General features: G+C 56.9%; 12 protein-coding genes. 8 read left to right on the top strand and 4 right to left on the bottom strand.

What is annotated here, in order from left to right; genetic code table 11:
- The first annotated feature begins 12 nt into the window (after window positions 1-12).
- From hrpB to fhuB, 6 genes are all read left to right on the top strand, one after another.
- Complete coding sequence (gene hrpB, locus ACO0U8_RS07200) at window positions 13-2,457, top strand: ATP-dependent helicase HrpB (protein ID WP_421670687.1); 2,445 nt, start codon at window positions 13-15, stop codon at window positions 2,455-2,457.
- A 207-nt stretch (window positions 2,458-2,664) separates the two neighbouring features.
- Window positions 2,665-5,298, top strand: a complete 2,634-nt coding sequence (gene mrcB / locus ACO0U8_RS07195) for a bifunctional glycosyl transferase/transpeptidase (RefSeq protein WP_390974313.1) — start codon at window positions 2,665-2,667, stop codon at window positions 5,296-5,298.
- Between the two features lie 297 nt (window positions 5,299-5,595).
- Window positions 5,596-7,818: a ferrichrome porin FhuA gene (fhuA, locus tag ACO0U8_RS07190; protein ID WP_056774774.1), complete on the top strand. Its 2,223-nt coding sequence runs from the start codon at window positions 5,596-5,598 to the stop codon at window positions 7,816-7,818.
- A gap of 88 nt (window positions 7,819-7,906) precedes the next feature.
- Window positions 7,907-8,719, top strand: coding sequence for a Fe3+-hydroxamate ABC transporter ATP-binding protein FhuC (fhuC, locus tag ACO0U8_RS07185; protein ID WP_421670538.1), 813 nt, complete (start codon window positions 7,907-7,909; stop codon window positions 8,717-8,719).
- A 1-nt stretch (window position 8,720) separates the two neighbouring features.
- A complete protein-coding gene (fhuD, locus tag ACO0U8_RS07180) occupies window positions 8,721-9,623 on the top strand; it encodes a Fe(3+)-hydroxamate ABC transporter substrate-binding protein FhuD (RefSeq protein ID WP_421670537.1) in 903 nt (300 codons plus the stop codon).
- Window positions 9,620-11,608 (top strand): Fe(3+)-hydroxamate ABC transporter permease FhuB, encoded by a 1,989-nt coding sequence (gene fhuB / locus ACO0U8_RS07175; protein WP_056774783.1) that lies wholly within the window; start codon window positions 9,620-9,622, stop codon window positions 11,606-11,608. The genes fhuD and fhuB overlap by 4 nt, the downstream gene beginning before the upstream one ends.
- Window positions 11,609-11,688: 80 nt before the next feature.
- Here the strand turns inward: fhuB and hemL are convergent, their stop codons facing one another.
- Window positions 11,689-12,969 (bottom strand): glutamate-1-semialdehyde 2,1-aminomutase, encoded by a 1,281-nt coding sequence (hemL, locus tag ACO0U8_RS07170; protein WP_421670536.1) that lies wholly within the window; start codon window positions 12,967-12,969, stop codon window positions 11,689-11,691.
- A 187-nt stretch (window positions 12,970-13,156) separates the two neighbouring features.
- Here hemL and clcA point away from each other — a divergent pair, with 187 nt between their 5' ends.
- Together clcA and erpA are read left to right on the top strand one after the other, a co-directional pair.
- Complete coding sequence (clcA, locus tag ACO0U8_RS07165; protein ID WP_056774792.1) at window positions 13,157-14,620, top strand: H(+)/Cl(-) exchange transporter ClcA; 1,464 nt, start codon at window positions 13,157-13,159, stop codon at window positions 14,618-14,620.
- A 103-nt stretch (window positions 14,621-14,723) separates the two neighbouring features.
- Window positions 14,724-15,068 (top strand): iron-sulfur cluster insertion protein ErpA, encoded by a 345-nt coding sequence (gene erpA, locus ACO0U8_RS07160; RefSeq protein ID WP_056774928.1) that lies wholly within the window; start codon window positions 14,724-14,726, stop codon window positions 15,066-15,068.
- 121 nt (window positions 15,069-15,189) lie between these two features.
- Here the strand turns inward: erpA and ACO0U8_RS07155 are convergent, their stop codons facing one another.
- From ACO0U8_RS07155 to mtnN, 3 genes are all read right to left on the bottom strand, one after another.
- The gene (locus ACO0U8_RS07155) at window positions 15,190-15,435 is read right to left on the bottom strand and encodes a hypothetical protein (protein WP_390974325.1); all 246 of its coding nucleotides are present in this window, start codon (window positions 15,433-15,435) and stop codon (window positions 15,190-15,192) included.
- Between the two features lie 335 nt (window positions 15,436-15,770).
- On the bottom strand, window positions 15,771-16,583 hold the full coding sequence (btuF, locus tag ACO0U8_RS07150; protein WP_421670535.1) for a vitamin B12 ABC transporter substrate-binding protein BtuF: 813 nt from the start codon (window positions 16,581-16,583) through the stop codon (window positions 15,771-15,773).
- Window positions 16,583-17,287, bottom strand: coding sequence for a 5'-methylthioadenosine/S-adenosylhomocysteine nucleosidase (gene mtnN / locus ACO0U8_RS07145; RefSeq protein ID WP_056774803.1), 705 nt, complete (start codon window positions 17,285-17,287; stop codon window positions 16,583-16,585). The genes btuF and mtnN overlap by 1 nt, the downstream gene beginning before the upstream one ends.
- Window positions 17,288-17,335: the final 48 nt, after the last annotated feature.

Raw genomic sequence — 17,335 nt, 5'->3', positions numbered from 1 at the left:
ATGGAGCATTCATTGTCTTCTTTGCCGGTCAGCGCCGTACTCGAACCGCTTTTAGCCGCACTGCAACAGGCGTCGCAGGTACTTTTGCTTGCGCCCACCGGTGCGGGGAAATCCACCTGGCTGCCATTGCAGTTGCTGAAACAGGCGAATCTGCCGGGTAAAATCCTGTTGCTGGAACCGCGCCGTCTGGCGGCGAAAAACGTCGCTTTCCGTCTGGCTCAGCAACTGGGGGAAACGCCGGGGCAAACAGTCGGGTACCGTATGCGCGCCGAAAGCAAGACCAGCGCAGCGACCCGCCTTGAAGTGGTGACCGAAGGCATTCTGACCCGCATGGTGCAGGCTGATCCTGAACTGACCGGCGTGTCGATGGTGATCCTCGATGAGTTCCATGAGCGCAGTTTGCAGGCCGATCTGGCGCTGGCGCTGCTGCTTGATGTGCAAAATGCGCTGCGTGATGATTTAAAACTGCTGATCATGTCGGCCACGCTCGATAATCTTCGCCTCTCTTCTTTACTGCCGGAAGCGCCGGTCATTGAATCCGCAGGCCGCAGTTTTCCGGTCGACCGTCAGTATCTTTCTCTCGCCACGCACGAACGGCTGGACGACGGTGTGGCACGCGCAGTCAGCCGCCTGATGGCGGAAAATCACGGTTCGATGCTGCTGTTTTTACCGGGCGTCGCTGAAATCACCCGCGTTCAAAATCTGCTTAACGGCAGGCTGGCAGATGATGTGGATCTCTGTCCGCTTTACGGCGCGTTGTCGCTGGATCAGCAGCAGAAAGCCATTCAGCCCTCACCGGCCGGACGCCGTAAAATCGTTCTGGCGACCAATATTGCTGAAACCAGCCTGACCATTGAAGGCATCCGTCTGGTGGTGGACAGCGGTCTGGAACGCAGCGCGCAGTTTGACCCGCGCAGCGGCCTGACGCGGCTGGTGACGCAGCGTATCAGCCAGGCGTCGATGACTCAGCGGGCGGGCCGCGCGGGCCGTCTCGAACCGGGGTTGTGCTGGCATCTGTTCAGTAAAGAGCAGGCGGAGCGCGCCAGTGCGCAGGCCGAAGCCGAAATTCTGCAAAGCGATCTCAGCAGCTTCTGGCTGGAGTTGTTGCAGTGGGGCTGTCAGGACGTCGGGCAATTGCAATGGCTGGATACGCCGCCCGTGGCCGCGCTGTCTGCCGCAAAACATCTCTTACACCAGCTCGGCGCGACCGACGGGCAGGGAAAACTCACTGCCGCAGGCCAGCGCATGGCGCAACTCGGCTGCGATCCGCGTCTGGCGGCCATGCTGATTTCTGCTGCGGCGCAGAGCCCGGACGCGCTCGCCACCGCGGCGTTGCTGGCCGCGATGCTCGAAGAACCGCCGCGCGGGGGATTGCCGGATATTGATTACTGGTTCAGCCGTGCGCAGGGAAACTGGCAGCGGCGGGCAAAACAGCTGGCGCAGCGTACCGGTGCGAAAAGCGGAGAGCCGGATGCCTCCCTGGCGCCGTGGCTGCTGGCCCGCGCCTTCAGCGACCGTATTGCCCAGCGCCGCGGTGAAGAGGGGCGTTATCTGCTGGCCAACGGATTAGGCGCGTCTTTGCCGCAGGACGACGGTTTAACCCGCGCGCCGTGGCTGGTCGCGCCGCAATTATTGCAGGGCAACAACAGCCCGGACGCCCGTATTCTGCTGGCGATCTCGCTGGATATTACCCAACTGCCGTCGCGCCTGCCGGACGTCGTTAACGAGCAGACGGCGGTGGAGTGGGATGAAGAAAAAGGCACGCTGCGCGCCTGGCGTCGCTGGCAGATCGGCAGGCTGGTGCTCAAAGCCAGTCCGCTGGCGAAACCGGATGACGACGAACTGCAACAGGCGCTGATTGACTGGATCCGCACGCAGGGATTACAGGCACTCAACTGGTCGGTAGCGGCAGAGCAATTGCGGCTGCGGCTGATGTGTGCAGCAAAATGGCTGCCGGAAGCCCCGTGGCCCGCAATGGATGACGATGCCCTGCTCGACGGGCTGGAAAACTGGTTACTGCCCTCGTTAAAAGGCGTGCGTTCGTTAAAATCGCTGCAACAGGTCGATCTGCATGAGGCGTTGTTAAGACTGCCGGACTGGCAACAGCGGCAGCGTCTGGACAGCGCCTTACCGACTCATTACACCGTGCCGACTGGCAGTCGTCTGCCGATCCGCTATCATGCAGACCTGCCACCGGCGCTTTCGGTGCGGATGCAGGAGATGTTCGGCGAAGAGCGCAGCCCGAGCCTGGCGGAGGGAAGGGTGAATGTGGTGCTGGAATTATTGTCCCCGGCACAGCGCCCGTTGCAAATCACCGCCGATCTGGCGGCGTTCTGGCAGGGCTCATACCGTGAAGTGCAAAAAGAAATGAAAGGCCGGTATCCGAAACATCCGTGGCCGGACAATCCGGCGCAAGCGCTGCCCACGCGGCGTACCAAAAAATATTCAGCGCAATGACGAAATGTGCAGAAAGGAAACAATTTTTCAGACATTTCTTCTGGGCGAAATCCAAAGCGGGGCACAGAGTAAGCGCCTTGCGGTCTGTTTTGCAGGCTTTTTACAGTATCCTTTTGAAATACAATGTTTTTTGAAATTAAAAATGACAATGACTCAGCAAAGCAGAATCATTATGACGAACACAGCAGCACGTTGGGAGAATGACTGATGTCTGGCGATGATCGCGAGCCGATTGGCCGCAAAGGTAAACCTGGCGGACGCAAGCCTTCGCGGGAGCGTCCTGTCCGCCGTAACCGTCGGGATGACGATTACGATGACTATGAAGAAGAAGTGGATGAAGACGTTGAGGATGACGATGACTACGAAGAAGAGCGGGAGTCGCGCATGACCCGTAAAGCTGCACCGCGCAAAGCGAAAAAAGGCGGCAAAAAAAGCCTTAAGCGTCGTTTGTTCTGGCTGATGGTCAAACTTTTCGTCGTTTTTGCCATTCTGCTGGGCATTTACGCGGTGTACCTCAACCGTGAAATTCACAGCCGCATTGATGGCGGCAAAGTCTGGCAACTTCCGGCGGCGGTCTATGGCCGTCAGGTGAATCTCGAGCCGGACATGTCGATCAGTAAAGCGGAAATGGTCGGGCTGCTGGAAGGCACGCAATATCGCGAAGTGACGCGCATCACCCGTCCGGGCGAATTTACCGTTCACGCGAATTACATCGATATGCTGCGCCGGCCGTTTGATTTCCCGGAAGGCAAAGAAGGACAGGTTAACGCCCGTCTGATGTTCGACGGCAACAGCCTGTCAGAAATTAAGAACCTGGATAATCAGCGTGATTTCGGGCTGTTCCGCCTCGATCCGCGTTTGATCACCATGTTGCAGGCGTCCAACGCCAACGGTGAACAGCGCCTGTTCGTGCCGCGTTCCGGCTTCCCGGATTTGCTGGTGGATACGCTGCTGGCCACGGAAGACCGTCACTTCTATGAACACGACGGGATTAACTTCTATTCCATCGGGCGTGCGGTGCTGGCGAACCTGACGGCCGGTCATGCGGTGCAGGGCGGTTCAACGCTGACACAGCAGCTGGTGAAAAACCTGTTCCTGACCAACGAGCGTTCACTGAGCCGAAAAGCGCGTGAAGCCGTGATGGCCGTGCTGCTGGATGCGGATTACAGCAAAGATCGTATTCTCGAGCTGTATCTCAACGAAGTGTATCTCGGCCAGAGCGGGTCGGATCAGATCCGTGGTTTCCCACTGGCGAGCCTGTATTACTTTGGTCGTCCGGTGAACGAACTGAGTCTGGATCAGCAGGCGTTGCTGGTCGGCATGGTGAAAGGGGCGTCGCTGTACAACCCGTGGCGTAACCCGAACATGGCCTTGCAGCGCCGTAATCTGGTGCTGCGCTTGCTGGTCGATCAGAAAGTTATCGATCAGGAACTGTATGACATGCTCAGCGCGCGTCCGCTCGGCGTACAGCCGAAGGGCGGGGTGATTTCACCTCAGCCGGCGTTTATGCAGATGGTGCGCCAGGAGTTGCAGGCGAAACTCGGCGATAAAGTGCAGGATATGTCCGGGGTGAAAATCTTCACCACGCTGGATCCGATTTCACAGGATGCGGCGGAAAAAGCGGTCGAAGAAGGCATTCCGTTACTGCGTAAGAAAAGCGGCCTGAATGACATCGAAACCGCCATGGTGATCGTTGACCGTTATACCGGCGAAGTGCGCGGTATGGTGGGCGGTGCGGAAACGCAGTTTGCCGGTTTCAACCGTGCCATGCAGGCACGCCGTCAGGTCGGTTCTCTGGCAAAACCGGCCACCTATCTGACTGCGCTGTCTCAGCCGGATAAATACCGCCTGAACACTATTCTGGCTGACCAGCCGCTGACGCTGAAACTGGCGAACGGCCAGACCTGGTCGCCGAAAAACGATGACCATCAGTTCCGCGGTCAGGTTCTGCTGGTGGATGCACTGGCACGTTCCATGAACGTACCGACGGTCAATCTGGGTATGGCGGTGGGCCTGGATAACATTACCAAGACGCTGATTGATTTAGGCATTCCGAAAGAATCCCTGAACCAGACTCCGTCGATGTTGCTGGGGGCAATCGCCCTGACGCCGATGGAAGTGGCTCAGGAATACCAGACCATTGCCAGCGGCGGTAATAAAGCGCCTCTGTCGGCAGTGCGTTCGGTGATTGCGGAAGACGGCACCGTGCTGTATCAGAGCTTCCCGCAGGCTGTCCGGGTGATCCCGGCGCAGGCCGCGTATCTGACGCTTTACGCCATGCAACAGGTTGTGCAGGAAGGGACATCGCGCGCGCTGGCGAACAAATTCCCGAAACTGCATCTGGCGGCGAAAACCGGGACCTCGAACGAACTGCGCGACAGCTGGTTCGCCGGTATCGATGGTAATCAGGTCGCCATCACCTGGGTTGGCCGTGATAACAACGGCCCGTCGAAACTGTGGGGCTCAACCGGTGCGCTGGTGCTTTACGGACGTTATCTGGAAAACGGCACACCACAGCCACTGAATCTGCAAATGCCGGAAGGCATCAGCACCATGAACATCGACGGCAGCGGTAACTTTGTTTGCGGCGGCGGTTCAGGTTCAGGCATGCTGAGCGGCGGCGGCGCGGTGCGCTCCATTCCGGTCTGGACCGATTCTCCGGATGCGATGTGTCAGGCGTCTGTGAGCGCTGTTCAGCAGCAGCAACAACAGATGCAGCAGCAGCAACAACAGCAACCTTCCTCTCAGGGGCAGCAGCCACAACAGCAGCAGCAGGATGAGAAGAAAGACAGTAATGGTGTCGCTGGCTGGATCAAGGATATGTTCGGGTCAGGTAACTGATAAACAGCGGATTCGTTAAAGTGAAAAGGCGCAATGAGAGTTGCGCCTTTTTTATTTGTTATTCTTAACCCAAATTCACGCACGCAGATTTACATTCTCCGCAAGCTGGTTACATCCATTCCCGTTTAATTTATAGGCACTTTTACCCATATTTAACATGGGGATAATTTTTATTCATTCAGTCAATCTATGAGTTAAATAGGCTTGCAGATGCGCAAGCATTGCGCATATTATGCGATGTTCATAATAATAATTATCGTTTACATTCCCATTAATAAACATTCCAGAGATAACGCAATGGCTTTTCAGCGCTCCCTTTCTTCATCTAAAGACGTCTTTACACGTCGCACTTTGGCTTTGACTATCACGGCAACGTTGAGCTCCACGTCTTTCTATGCAGGCGCAGCCGTCACGGCTCCCGCAAAAGAAGATACGATCAACGTCACCAGTTCAGCCGCTGCCGAAGCCGCGCCGGAATCTGCGTGGGGCCCTGCGGCGACAATCGCAGCAAAACACAGTGCGACCGGCACCAAAACCGATACGCCGCTGGTGAAAACGCCGCAGTCAGTTTCCGTCGTCACCCGTGAAGAAATGGACATGAAACAGCCTGCTTCGGTAAAAGAAGCGCTGGGCTACACGCCGGGCGTTTTCGCCAGCCGTGGCAGTTCTAACACCATCGACGCCATGGCAATCCGTGGTTTCACCTCGGTGAACACCAATCAGTATCTCGACGGCATCAAACTTCAGGGTGACAACTATTCTGAAGTGTCGATGGATCCGTACATGCTGGAGCGCGTTGAACTGCTGCGCGGGCCGTCTTCCGTTCTCTACGGTAAAAGCAATCCGGGCGGCGTGGTCAGCATGGTCAGCAAGCGTCCGACCACTGAACCGTTGAAAGAAGTACAGTTCAAAATGGGTACGGATAACCTGTACCAGACCGGTTTTGATTTCAGCGATGCCATCGACGATGCGGGCGTGTATTCCTACCGTCTGACCGGCGTGGCGCGCAGTCAGGATACGCAGCAGGAGATGGCGAAAGAAAAACGCTATTCGATTGCGCCGTCTTTCTCATGGCGCCCTGATGATAAAACCGACTTCACCTTCCTGAGCAATTTCCAGAACGATCCGGATGCCGGTTATTACGGCTGGTTGCCACGTGAAGGCACCGTGGTGCCGTACTACGATGCCAACGGTAAAGCACATAAACTGCCGACAGATTTCAACGAAGGTGAAGCGGGCAACCGTATGTCACGCAACCAGAAAATGGTCGGTTACAGCTTCGCACATCAGTTTGATGATACCTGGACGGTTCGCCAGAACCTGCGCTACACCAAACTCGATACCCAATATAAATCAGTTTACGGCTTCGGCTACCTCGGTAACGGCAACATCACGCGCAGCTACGTTCAGTCCAAAGAGAAGCTGGCGAACTTTGATGTCGATACCCAGGCTCAGGCTAAATTCGGCACCGGCGCTGTCGATCACACCCTGCTGATGGGTGTCGATTACATGCGTATGCGTAACGATATTGATGCGGATTACGGCAGCGCAAGTAATCTGAATCTGGCAAATCCGCAATACGGTAACGGCAATGTCTCATTGTACTTCCCGTATGAGATCCTCAATCGTCAGGAGCAAACCGGCCTGTACATGCAGGATCAGGCGGAATGGAATAAGTGGATCCTGACTGTTGGCGGCCGTTACGATTTCGCCAAAAGCTCAACCTTTACGCGCACCACCAACAGCGCTTCGCAGATCAACGATCAGCAGTTTACCTGGCGTGGTGGTCTGAACTATCTGTTCGACAACGGTATTTCTCCGTACTTCAGCTACAGCGAATCCTTTGAACCGAACGCAGGCGCCACCAAACAAGGCCAGCCGTTCGATCCTTCAATAGGTAAACAGTACGAAGCGGGTGTGAAATACATCCCGAACGATCGTCCGATCAGCCTGACGGCAGCGGTGTATCAGCTGACCAAAGATAAAAACCTGACTGCCAACCCGTCTGACGCTAACTTCAGCGTTCAGTCTGGTGAAATCCGTTCCCGCGGTCTGGAACTGGAAGCCAAAGCCGCGGTTAACGCCAACATTAACCTCACGGCGTCTTATACCTATACCGATGCAAAATACACCCACGACACCAATTTCGAAGGCAAGCGTCCTGTTGAAGTGCCGGCAAATATGGCGTCTCTGTGGGCGGATTACACCTTCCACGAAACCGCGCTCAGCGGCCTGACAGTCGGTTCGGGTGTGCGTTACGTCGGGGCCAGCTCCAGCTTCTACACCGCAAACGGTGTGAATGCAGACAAAGCGAATGAAGCCTTTAATGTGTCTTCCTACACGCTGGTGGATGCCACGATCAAATACGATCTCGCGCGCTTTGGCCTGCCGGGCTCTTCCGTTGGCGTGAACGTCAATAACCTGCTGGATCGTGAATACGTCGCCAGCTGCTATCGCGATTACGCCTGTTACTGGGGTTCAGATCGCCAGGTTGTCGCCACCGCGACATTCAGATTTTAATCGTTAGTTTGCATTAACGCTGTGAAATCCGGGCACGCTGGTCGTGCCCGTTTCCTGTTCTTAACCAGATGTCGACGCAGAAAATCTTATGCTTAATAACAACGTACCTCCGTCTTCCTCGCTGCCAGAAAGCGTATTCCGCCTGCAGGATGTCAGTTTTTCTGTCACGGGACGCACACTGCTGGCTCCGCTGTCACTGACGTTCCCCCAGGGACAAGTGTGTGGCCTGATTGGTCACAACGGCTCGGGTAAGTCGACGTTGTTAAAAATGCTGGGGCGGCATCAGTCTGCGACATCCGGCACGATTTTCCTCAATGACACGCCGCTGGCTCAGTGGGACAGCAAAGCCTTTGCGCGTCAGGTGGCGTATCTGCCACAACAACTTCCCGCCGCAGAAGGCATGACCGTGCAGGAGCTGGTGGCAATTGGCCGCTACCCGTGGCACGGCGCATTGGGGCGTTTCAAACATCAGGACAAAGAAAAAGTCGAAGAAGCGATCTCTCTGGTGGGCCTGAAGCCTTTCGCGCACCGTCTGGTGGACAGCCTCTCCGGCGGCGAGCGTCAGCGCGCCTGGCTGGCGATGATGGTGGCGCAGGACAGCCGCTGTCTGCTGCTTGATGAACCCACCTCCGCACTTGATATCGCCCATCAGAAAGACGTCTTGGCGCTGATCCAGCGTCTGAGCCGCGAAAAAGGCTTAACCGTGATTGCGGTTCTGCACGATCTGAACATGGCGGCGCGCTATTGCGACCAGCTGATGGCGCTGCGTGGCGGCGAGATGATCGCTCAGGGCACACCGGAAGAGATGATGCGCGGCGACGTCCTTGAACAAATTTATGGTATTCCGATGGGCATTCTTCCGCATCCGGCGGGCGGTGCGCCTGTGAGCTTCGTATACTGATATGTCTGATTTTCCTCATTTTTCAGGAATAACGCGTCGCCGGATTTTACAGGCGCTGGCGTTATCCCCGCTGCTGGCTTCTATGCCGACGTTTTCCGCATCAACACCCGATCTCAGCCGAATTATTGCGCTGGAATGGCTGCCTGCCGAGTTGCTGATTGCGCTCGGTATCATGCCGATGGCGATTGCTGATATTCCCAATTATGAACTCTGGGTCGAAGAGCCAAAGCTGGCGCCGACGGTCATTGACGTAGGTCAGCGCACTGAACCCAATATGGAGTTTATCCAGCAACTTAAGCCGTCTCTGCTTGTGGTGACTCAGGGCTACGGCCCGAAAACCAGCCAGCTGGAATCCATCGCGCCGGTGGTGGATGTGAAAGCCAACGACGGCAGCGCCAAACCTCTGCAACTGGCGATCCGTTCCCTGCACAAACTGGCGGATTATCTCGGTTTGCCGGAACGCGCGGAACAGCATTTGCAGCTCTATCACCAGCAACTGGCGAAAACCCGCGAGCTGATGAAACCGGCCGCCGGACAGCCGGTGCTGTTAATCACCTTTATCGACACCCGCCATGTGCTGGTGTTCGGCCAGGGAAGCCTGTTCCAGGAAGTGATGGAGGAGGTCGGGCTGACCAATGCCTGGCAGGGCGAAGGCAGCTTCTGGGGCAGCGTGTCTGTCGGGATCGAACGTCTGGCGGCCATCAAAAATGCCCGCGTGCTGTGCTTTGATCACGGCAGCGCCGACATCATGGACGCCGTTGCGCCCACGCCTTTGTGGAAATCGATGCCGTTCGTTCGCAATAATCAGTTCACCGTGGTGCCCGCGGTCTGGTTTTACGGCGCGACGTTTAGCGCCATGCATTTTTGCCGCATTCTTAACAGCACTCTGGGGAAACCGGTATGAACCGCCGCGCACTCAGCGTTTCGCTGATATTTTTGATTCTGCTGACGCTGGCGGCAGGTCTGCTCAGCGTTTACAACCTCCATCAGCAACTGCCTTATCACCAGTGGCGCAGCGCGTTGTGGCAGCCGGACATCGATGATGTTCAGCAGATGCTGTTCCATTACAGCTCGCTGCCGCGTATTGCCGTCGCACTGCTGGCCGGTGCCGGTCTGGGGCTGGTCGGTTTACTGTTTCAGCAGGTTCTGCGCAATCCGCTGGCAGAACCGGCGACGCTCGGTGTTTCTGCCGGTGCCCAGCTCGGTCTGACCATTGCCACGCTGTGGGCGCTGCCGGGGGGCCTTATCACCCAGCAGTTCGCCGCCATGCTTGGCGCGGTGGTGATCGGCGTGCTGGTCTTCGGGATCGCCTGGGGTAAACGACTTTCGCCGGTGACGCTGATCCTCGCCGGGCTGGTGCTCGGTTTGTATTGCGGTGCGGTCAATGGCCTGCTGGGGCTGTTCAACTATCAGCGCCTGCAAAGTTTGTATATGTGGAGCAGCGGGGCGCTGAACCAGCAGGACTGGAATATTGCTTCCTTCCTGTTGCCGCGCGTGATCATCGTCTGGCTGCTGGCCTTCCTGTTGCAACGTCCGATGACCTTACTGGGGCTGGATGACGGTGTGGCAAAAAATCTCGGTCTGGGATTATCCGCTGCCCGCCTCGCGGTGCTGGCGCTGGCGATCCTGATGAGCGCCCAGCTGGTTAACGCCGTAGGCATGATTGGCTTTATCGGTTTATTTGCGCCGTTGCTGGCGAAAATGCTCGGCGCACGTCGCCTGTTTTCGCGGCTGGTCATGGCGCCGGTGATCGGTGCGCTGCTGCTGTGGTTCACCGATCAGGTGATGCAGTGGCTGACACAATACTGGATGGAAATACCGACCGGTGCAGCCACCGCGCTGGTCGGCGCGCCGTTGCTGCTGTGGCTGTTGCCGCGGCTGCGTAACAGCATGACGCCACCACCGATGGATCAGGGCGACAACGTGCCCGATGAGCGTCAGCATCTGGTGCGCTGGGTGTCGCTTGCGCTGCTGGTGTTACTGGCAGGGCTGGCCGTCGCGCTGATGGCCGGGCGCAATGCCACGGGCTGGAGCTGGTCAACGGGCGCAGATTTACAGGCGCTGCTGCCGTGGCGTATGCCGCGGGTGATGGCGGCGCTGGCGGCAGGAATTATGCTGGCGTCATCAGGCGTGCTGATTCAGAAACTGACCGGCAACGCGATGGCCAGCCCCGAAGTGCTGGGGATAAGTTCCGGTGCGGCATTTGGTGTGGTGCTGATGATGTTTATTGTGCCCGGTGATGCCTTTGTCTGGTTGCTGCCCGCGGGCAGTGCCGGTGCGGCGATCACCCTGCTGGTGATCATGCTCGCCTCCGGTTTACGCAGCTTCTCCGCCGAGCGGATGCTGCTGACCGGTATCGCGCTGAGCACCGCGTTCAGCACGCTGCTGACGCTGTTACTCGCCAGCGGTGATCCGCGTATGGGTGGCCTGCTGACCTGGATTTCCGGTTCAACCTATTCCGTGACTTCTGATACCGCATGGCGAACGCTGGTGCTGGCTGCGGTGCTGATGGTGCTGGTGCCGTTCCTGCGCCGCTGGGTCAATATTCTGCCGCTCGGCAGTGTGACCGCGAAGTCTGTCGGAATGGCGCTGACGCCAAGCCGTATGGCGATCCTGATGCTGGCCGCAATCATGACAGCCGCCGCCACGCTGACCGTCGGGCCGCTGAGTTTTATCGGGCTGATGGCACCGCACATGGCACGCATGATGGGCTTTCGACGGGCGATGCCGCAGTGGATGGTCGCCAGTATTCTCGGTGGCTTGCTGATGGTGTTCGCCGACTGGTGCGGCCGGATGTTCCTGTTCCCGAACCAGATCCCGGCAGGGCTGCTCGCGACCTTCATCGGTGCGCCGTACTTTATCTACCTGCTGAGAAAACAGGCGAAATAACGCCGGGACTGATGCAACAAAAAGGGGCCAGAAGGCCCCTTTACATTTCAGTGTCTCCCCTGCACAGGGGCGAGCTGATCTTACAGCTTCGCGAAACAGCGACGTGCCGCGCTGACGGTGCGCTGGATATCTTCTTCGCTGTGCGCCAGCGACATGAAGCCTGCTTCGAAGGCGGAAGGTGCGAGATAAACGCCTTCTTCCAGCATCAGGTGGAAGAAATTTTTGAAGCGCTCAACGTCGCACTTCATCACGTCCTGATAGCAGGTCACGGTGTCTGCATCGGTAAAGAACAGGCCGAACATGCCGCCGACGTGGTTCACCACAAACGGAATGTTTTCCGCTTTCGCCGCATGCAGTAACCCTTCAGCCAGCTGGGTGGTGCGCTCATTCAGAGTCTGGTGCACGCCCGGTTGTGCGACCTGTGTCAGGCAGGCAATACCGGCCGCCATGGCAATCGGGTTACCGGAAAGCGTCCCCGCCTGATACACCGGGCCGGTCGGTGCCAGTGCGTCCATCACGTCGCGGCGGCCACCGAATGCGCCTACCGGCATCCCGCCGCCGATGATTTTACCCAGACAGGTCAGATCCGGCACCACATTGTAATATTCCTGAGCACCGCCGAGCGCGACGCGGAAACCGGTCATCACTTCGTCGATGATCAGCAGCGCACCGAATTCATCACAGAGTGCACGCAGACCCGGCAGGAACGCCGGCAGTGGCGGGATACAGTTCATGTTGCCCGCTACCGGCTCAACAATGATACAGGCGATATCGTCAGGGAACTGTTCGAAAGCGGCGCGTACGGAATCCAGATCGTTATAAGTGCACGTCAGGGTGTGTTTGGCGAAATCCGCCGGTACGCCCGGAGAATTTGGCTGGCCGAGGGTCAGCGCGCCGGAACCGGCTTTCACCAGCAGGCAGTCGGCGTGGCCGTGATAGCAGCCTTCGAATTTGATGATTTTATCGCGATGGGTAAAGCCGCGGGCAAGACGAATGGCGCTCATGGTGGCTTCGGTACCGGAGTTCACCATGCGCACCATGTCCATACTTGGCACCAGTCCGGTAACCAGTTCGGCCATTTTCACTTCCATCTCGGTTGGCGCACCAAAGCTCAGGCCGCGCTGTGCCGCTTCAATCACCGCATTGCGAATGTCAGCGTTGTTGTGGCCGAGCACCATCGGACCCCATGAACCGACGTAGTCGATGTAAGCTTTACCATCGGCATCAAACAAAAAGGCACCGTCAGCGCGCTCGATGAATAGCGGGACGCCGCCGACGCCGGAGAAGGCACGTACCGGCGAATTCACACCGCCCGGGATTAGCGCTTGCGCCTGCGTGAACAGACTTTCTGACTTACTCATTACTCGGCTCCTGGTTTTCTTGATGCTGTATGACATAAGGGATAGCAATGCGCCCATTCTAGTGAACTGCGCGAGGTTATCAAACCGTAAACCGTCGCGGATTTTGTCCTGAGTCCTGTCAGGCGGCCATGTTGTATGATTTAATCCATAAATATTCCATTACCTTTTCTGTATTCCTCCTGATCCGATGAATGAATCAAATACTGATATGCCTGAGCCAGCCTCTGCGCATGGCCCGCGTAAACGCAGTGAAGTGCTGCGTATGTTCCTGCGCCGTGATAAAACGCCGGTCGCAATTCTGATTGTTGCTGCTGTGGTGGGAACCGTCGCCGGTCTGCTTGGCGTGGCTTTCGAAAAAGCGGTGAACGGGGTGATGGCCATGCGGCTTTCGGGCCTCAGTATTTTCAGCGATTACTGGATTTTAATGTGGCCGCTGACCTTTGTGGTGTCAGGCCTGCTGGCGATGTCCGGCTATTATCTGGTCCGGCGTTTCGCGCCTGAAGCGGGCGGCTCCGGCATTCCTGAAATCGAAGGTGCGCTGGAAGAGTTACGTCCGGTGCGCTGGTGGCGGGTGATCCCGGTGAAATTCTTTGGTGGTATAGGCACGCTGAGCGCCGGCATGGTGCTGGGCAGGGAAGGGCCGACCGTGCAGATGGGCGCAAACGTCGGCAAAATGATGGCGGATATTTTCAGGCTGCGCAGCGCCGAAGCCCGCCACTCGCTGCTGGCTACCGGGGCGGCGGCAGGGCTTTCAGCCGCCTTTAACGCGCCGCTGGCCGGTATCCTGTTCATTCTCGAAGAGATGCGCCTGCAATTTCGCTACAGCCTGATTTCTATAAAAGCGGTGTTTATCGGCGTGATTATGTCGAGCATCGTTTTCCGGATTTTCAACGGTGATACGGCCGTGATAGAGGTCGGTAAACTGGCGAATACTTCGCTGAATACCCTGTGGCTGTTTCTGGTGCTGGGGATGGTATTTGGCGTGGTCGGCGTCAGCTTTAACGCGCTGATCTTTCGCACGCAGGATATGTTTGCCCGCATCCACGGTGGTAATCTGCGCAAAATCCTGATTATCGGCGGCGTGCTGGGCGGCGTCTGCGGCCTGATCGGGCTTGTTCAGCCAGAAGCGGCAGGCGGTGGTTTTGCGCTGATCCCGCTGGCGGCGGCAGGGCAATACGGTCTGATGATGCTGCTGTTTATCTTTTTTGTCCGCGTGGTGACCACGGTGCTTTGCTTTGCTTCAGGTGCGCCGGGTGGCATATTTGCCCCGATGTTAGCGCTCGGCACCTTGCTGGGTACGGCATTTGGTACCGCCGCGCTGGTCTGGTTCCCTGAATACGATATTCAACCGGCGACCTTCGCCATTGCCGGAATGGGCGCACTGTTTGCCGCCAGCGTGCGTGCGCCGCTGACCGGCATCGTGCTGGTGCTGGAAATGACCGACAACTATCAGCTGATTTTACCCATGATCATCACCTGTCTGGGCGCGACCCTGCTGGCACAGTTTTTGGGCGGTAAGCCCTTGTATTCAACCATCCTGACCCGCACCTTACAGAGGCAGGAACGCGAAAATGCAGAAAAAGCGCAGGCAGAATCTGTGGGTGAGAGCACCAATAAGCAGGACAGCGCCGCGAAAAATGCCCATACTTGAAGCATCAACTCAGGTATAAGATAATGAGTTCATTATTCAGACAGTCAATCTGGCGGCCTGAACAAATGCGGATTGGGAGTGAGAAATGATGAGTGAAGCGTTAATGAATGAAACAACCGCGTTGCCGTTACAGTTTACTGAGGCTGCGGCGCGTAAGGTGCAGAACCTAATTTCTGATGAAGAAAATCCGAATCTGAAGCTGCGTGTTTACATCACCGGCGGCGGTTGCAGCGGATTCCAGTACGGTTTTACGTTTGACGATAAAATCAACGACGGTGATATGACCATCGAGAAAGCCGGTGTGGCGCTGGTGGTTGACCCGATGAGCCTGCAATATCTGGTGGGCGGTTCGGTGGATTACACTGAAGGTCTGGAAGGTTCACGTTTTATCGTGACCAACCCGAATGCCAAGACAACCTGCGGCTGCGGTTCGTCATTCAGCATCTGATACGCGGCTGAGAGTTTCAGCAGCGTCAAAAAAGCCCGTCTGTGTATGCAGACGGGCTTTTTTAATGGGCTTATTTCCACTCCTAAAAGGCACTCAGGGTAAGTAAGTGCTTACAAGAGGATTACCATTCGACGGTCACCAGCGTGGAATCCACCTTGATGCCGGGCGCTGCTGCCAGTACCGTTTCACTGATATGTGGCGGGCTCATGCTGCGGTTGGTGCAGATCACGGAAGTGCCCGAATGCGCTGCGTTCACCTGGCATGAAGGTAAAATAGTCAGACTGATGTGGATCTCGCCACTTGTCATGCCCGCGACAGCCGCCAGCGGGCTCAGGGCGAGTAACGCACTGAGTAATAAAGCTTTCATTTCTGTTTCCTGCTGGTGTCGTTCAATTTTTAGAGCAATAAAATCAGCGTGGCTGATTAAGGTTATCGGTCTTATTTTTGCGGTCTTTAATCCAAAACGTTTCCGTCCGGGAGCGTCGCCGCTGAGTCGTCGTATCAGATACCGTTATTTTATTATTTCGTTTGTATAACAAAGAGATAATCTTAAAGCGAAGGCAGTCATCGTACGAAGGATTTGACGACGCACATACTAACAGATAAAAGTGGCGGTTCATTGATTTTGGTTAATAAAGCAACGATTCAGAAAAGTGCCATAGCGGCGAGGGGCAAGAAAGTCACTGTACTGTTAGTGAGTATTCACCTCTGAGGCAGGGCCGCAATCCGGGGGCAAAGCTGTTGTGCTGCCAGTAAAATTCGCGGGCCTGCGCGGCTGAACCAGTCTGAATCCAGCGTAATGACCTGTGCGCTGAGCAGGGAACGCCAGTAATCTTCAATGACCTGCTTTTGTGATGGTCCGCCCGCAACCACAATCACCTGCGGATGGCGGTTCAACACCTGCTCCCGGCTGACCTGAGGCCAGGGAACACTGCTGTCTGCGAAAATGTTTTTGGCACCACAGAGTTCCAGCACTTCACTTTGCATCGTCGCCGATGAGGCGGTAAACAGCGGCTGTGTGCCGAACTGAATAAAAGCCGGCACCGGTTTCTCACGGTGATATTTCAGCTTAAGCGCCTGCCATTGCTGACGGAAATCCGTTGCAGCGTGCTGCGCGGTGGCGGGATCGGCACTGTAGGGCGCCAGTTGTTCCAGCGCCTGGGCAATCTGCGCCGCATTTTGCGGATCGAGATACACCACGTTGATACCCAGCGAAGCCAGTTGCTCCAGTGGTCGCTGCGGATTGCCGCCGCGCCAGGCGAGCACCAGATCAGGTTTGAGCGTCACGATGCGTTCAACGTTGATGCCCTGCCAGTTCGCCACCTGCTCAATCTTTGCAGCCTGAGGCGGGTAATCGGAGTAAGCACTCACGCCAACCAGCTTATCGCCCAAACCGGCGGCAAACGCCAGTTCTGTCAGATTAGGTGCCAGAGTGATCACCCGTTGCGCCGGGGCCGCCGCGGCCACCCACGGCAGCATCAGAAAACCCAGAACCAGACAGAACCGGCGCATCATCACTCTTGTGAATCAGCCAGCGTTTTGAGCATAGCATCCACCATCAGGGTGGATTGCTGCGCCGCGGTGACCAGAAACTCTTCGAAGCTCAGGTGCGATTCGCCGTCGGCGACATCAGAAATGGCACGCACCACCACAAATGGTGTATCGAACAGATGACACACGTGGGCGATGGCTGCGGCTTCCATTTCGACGGCTGCCACATTCGGGAAGGTGGCGCGAATGCGGGCCAGCGGGGCGGCGCCGTTGATGAATGCGTCGCCGCTGCACACCAGACCGCGCACGGCGTTCAGATCCAGCTGACGGATACAGGTTTCAGCCAGTTCGATCAGCGCCGGATCGGCCTTGAACGCCGCCGGGCAACCTGCCATCTGGCCGGGTTCGTAACCGAAAGCGGTAACGTCGGCGTCGTGATAACGCACTTCGTCAGACACCACGATATCGCCCACTTTCAGGGTTTTCGCCAGGCCACCGGCGGAACCGGTATTGATGACGACGTCTGGCTGGCAATGCTCCAGCAGCAACGTGGTACCCATCGCCGCCGACACTTTACCGATGCCGGATTTCAGCAGGGCAACGTCCACGCCGTGCAACTGGCCGGTATAGATTTCGCAGCCCGCGCGTTCGATAGTCTTGCGGTTAATGATTTTGTCGCGCAGCAGAGTCACTTCCTGCTCCATAGCGCCGATGATGCCTACTTTCATATGAATACTCGCAGATGTGGGTGAAATGGGCCGCAGCAGAGGCGGAAT

The organism is Rahnella sp. EDr1-12 (assembly GCF_049206505.1).
GTDB lineage: Bacteria > Pseudomonadota > Gammaproteobacteria > Enterobacterales > Enterobacteriaceae > Rahnella > Rahnella rivi.
The sequence above is the reverse complement of the archived record's forward strand: the minus strand, read 5'-3'. Positions and strand labels throughout refer to the sequence as shown.

Excerpts from the sequence above, each read along its gene's own strand:
- mrcB (WP_390974313.1), top strand. The coding sequence starts at position 2,665 with ATGTCTGGCGATGATCGCGAGCCGATTGGCCGCAAAGGTAAACCTGGC.
- fhuA (WP_056774774.1), top strand. The coding sequence starts at position 5,596 with ATGGCTTTTCAGCGCTCCCTTTCTTCATCTAAAGACGTCTTTACACGT.
- fhuC (WP_421670538.1), top strand. The coding sequence starts at position 7,907 with ATGCTTAATAACAACGTACCTCCGTCTTCCTCGCTGCCAGAAAGCGTA.
- fhuD (WP_421670537.1), top strand. The coding sequence starts at position 8,721 with ATGTCTGATTTTCCTCATTTTTCAGGAATAACGCGTCGCCGGATTTTA.
- fhuB (WP_056774783.1), top strand. The coding sequence starts at position 9,620 with ATGAACCGCCGCGCACTCAGCGTTTCGCTGATATTTTTGATTCTGCTG.
- hemL (WP_421670536.1), bottom strand. The coding sequence starts at position 12,969 with ATGAGTAAGTCAGAAAGTCTGTTCACGCAGGCGCAAGCGCTAATCCCG.
- clcA (WP_056774792.1), top strand. The coding sequence starts at position 13,157 with ATGAATGAATCAAATACTGATATGCCTGAGCCAGCCTCTGCGCATGGC.
- erpA (WP_056774928.1), top strand. The coding sequence starts at position 14,724 with ATGAATGAAACAACCGCGTTGCCGTTACAGTTTACTGAGGCTGCGGCG.
- ACO0U8_RS07155 (WP_390974325.1), bottom strand. The coding sequence starts at position 15,435 with ATGAAAGCTTTATTACTCAGTGCGTTACTCGCCCTGAGCCCGCTGGCG.
- btuF (WP_421670535.1), bottom strand. The coding sequence starts at position 16,583 with ATGATGCGCCGGTTCTGTCTGGTTCTGGGTTTTCTGATGCTGCCGTGG.
- mtnN (WP_056774803.1), bottom strand. The coding sequence starts at position 17,287 with ATGAAAGTAGGCATCATCGGCGCTATGGAGCAGGAAGTGACTCTGCTG.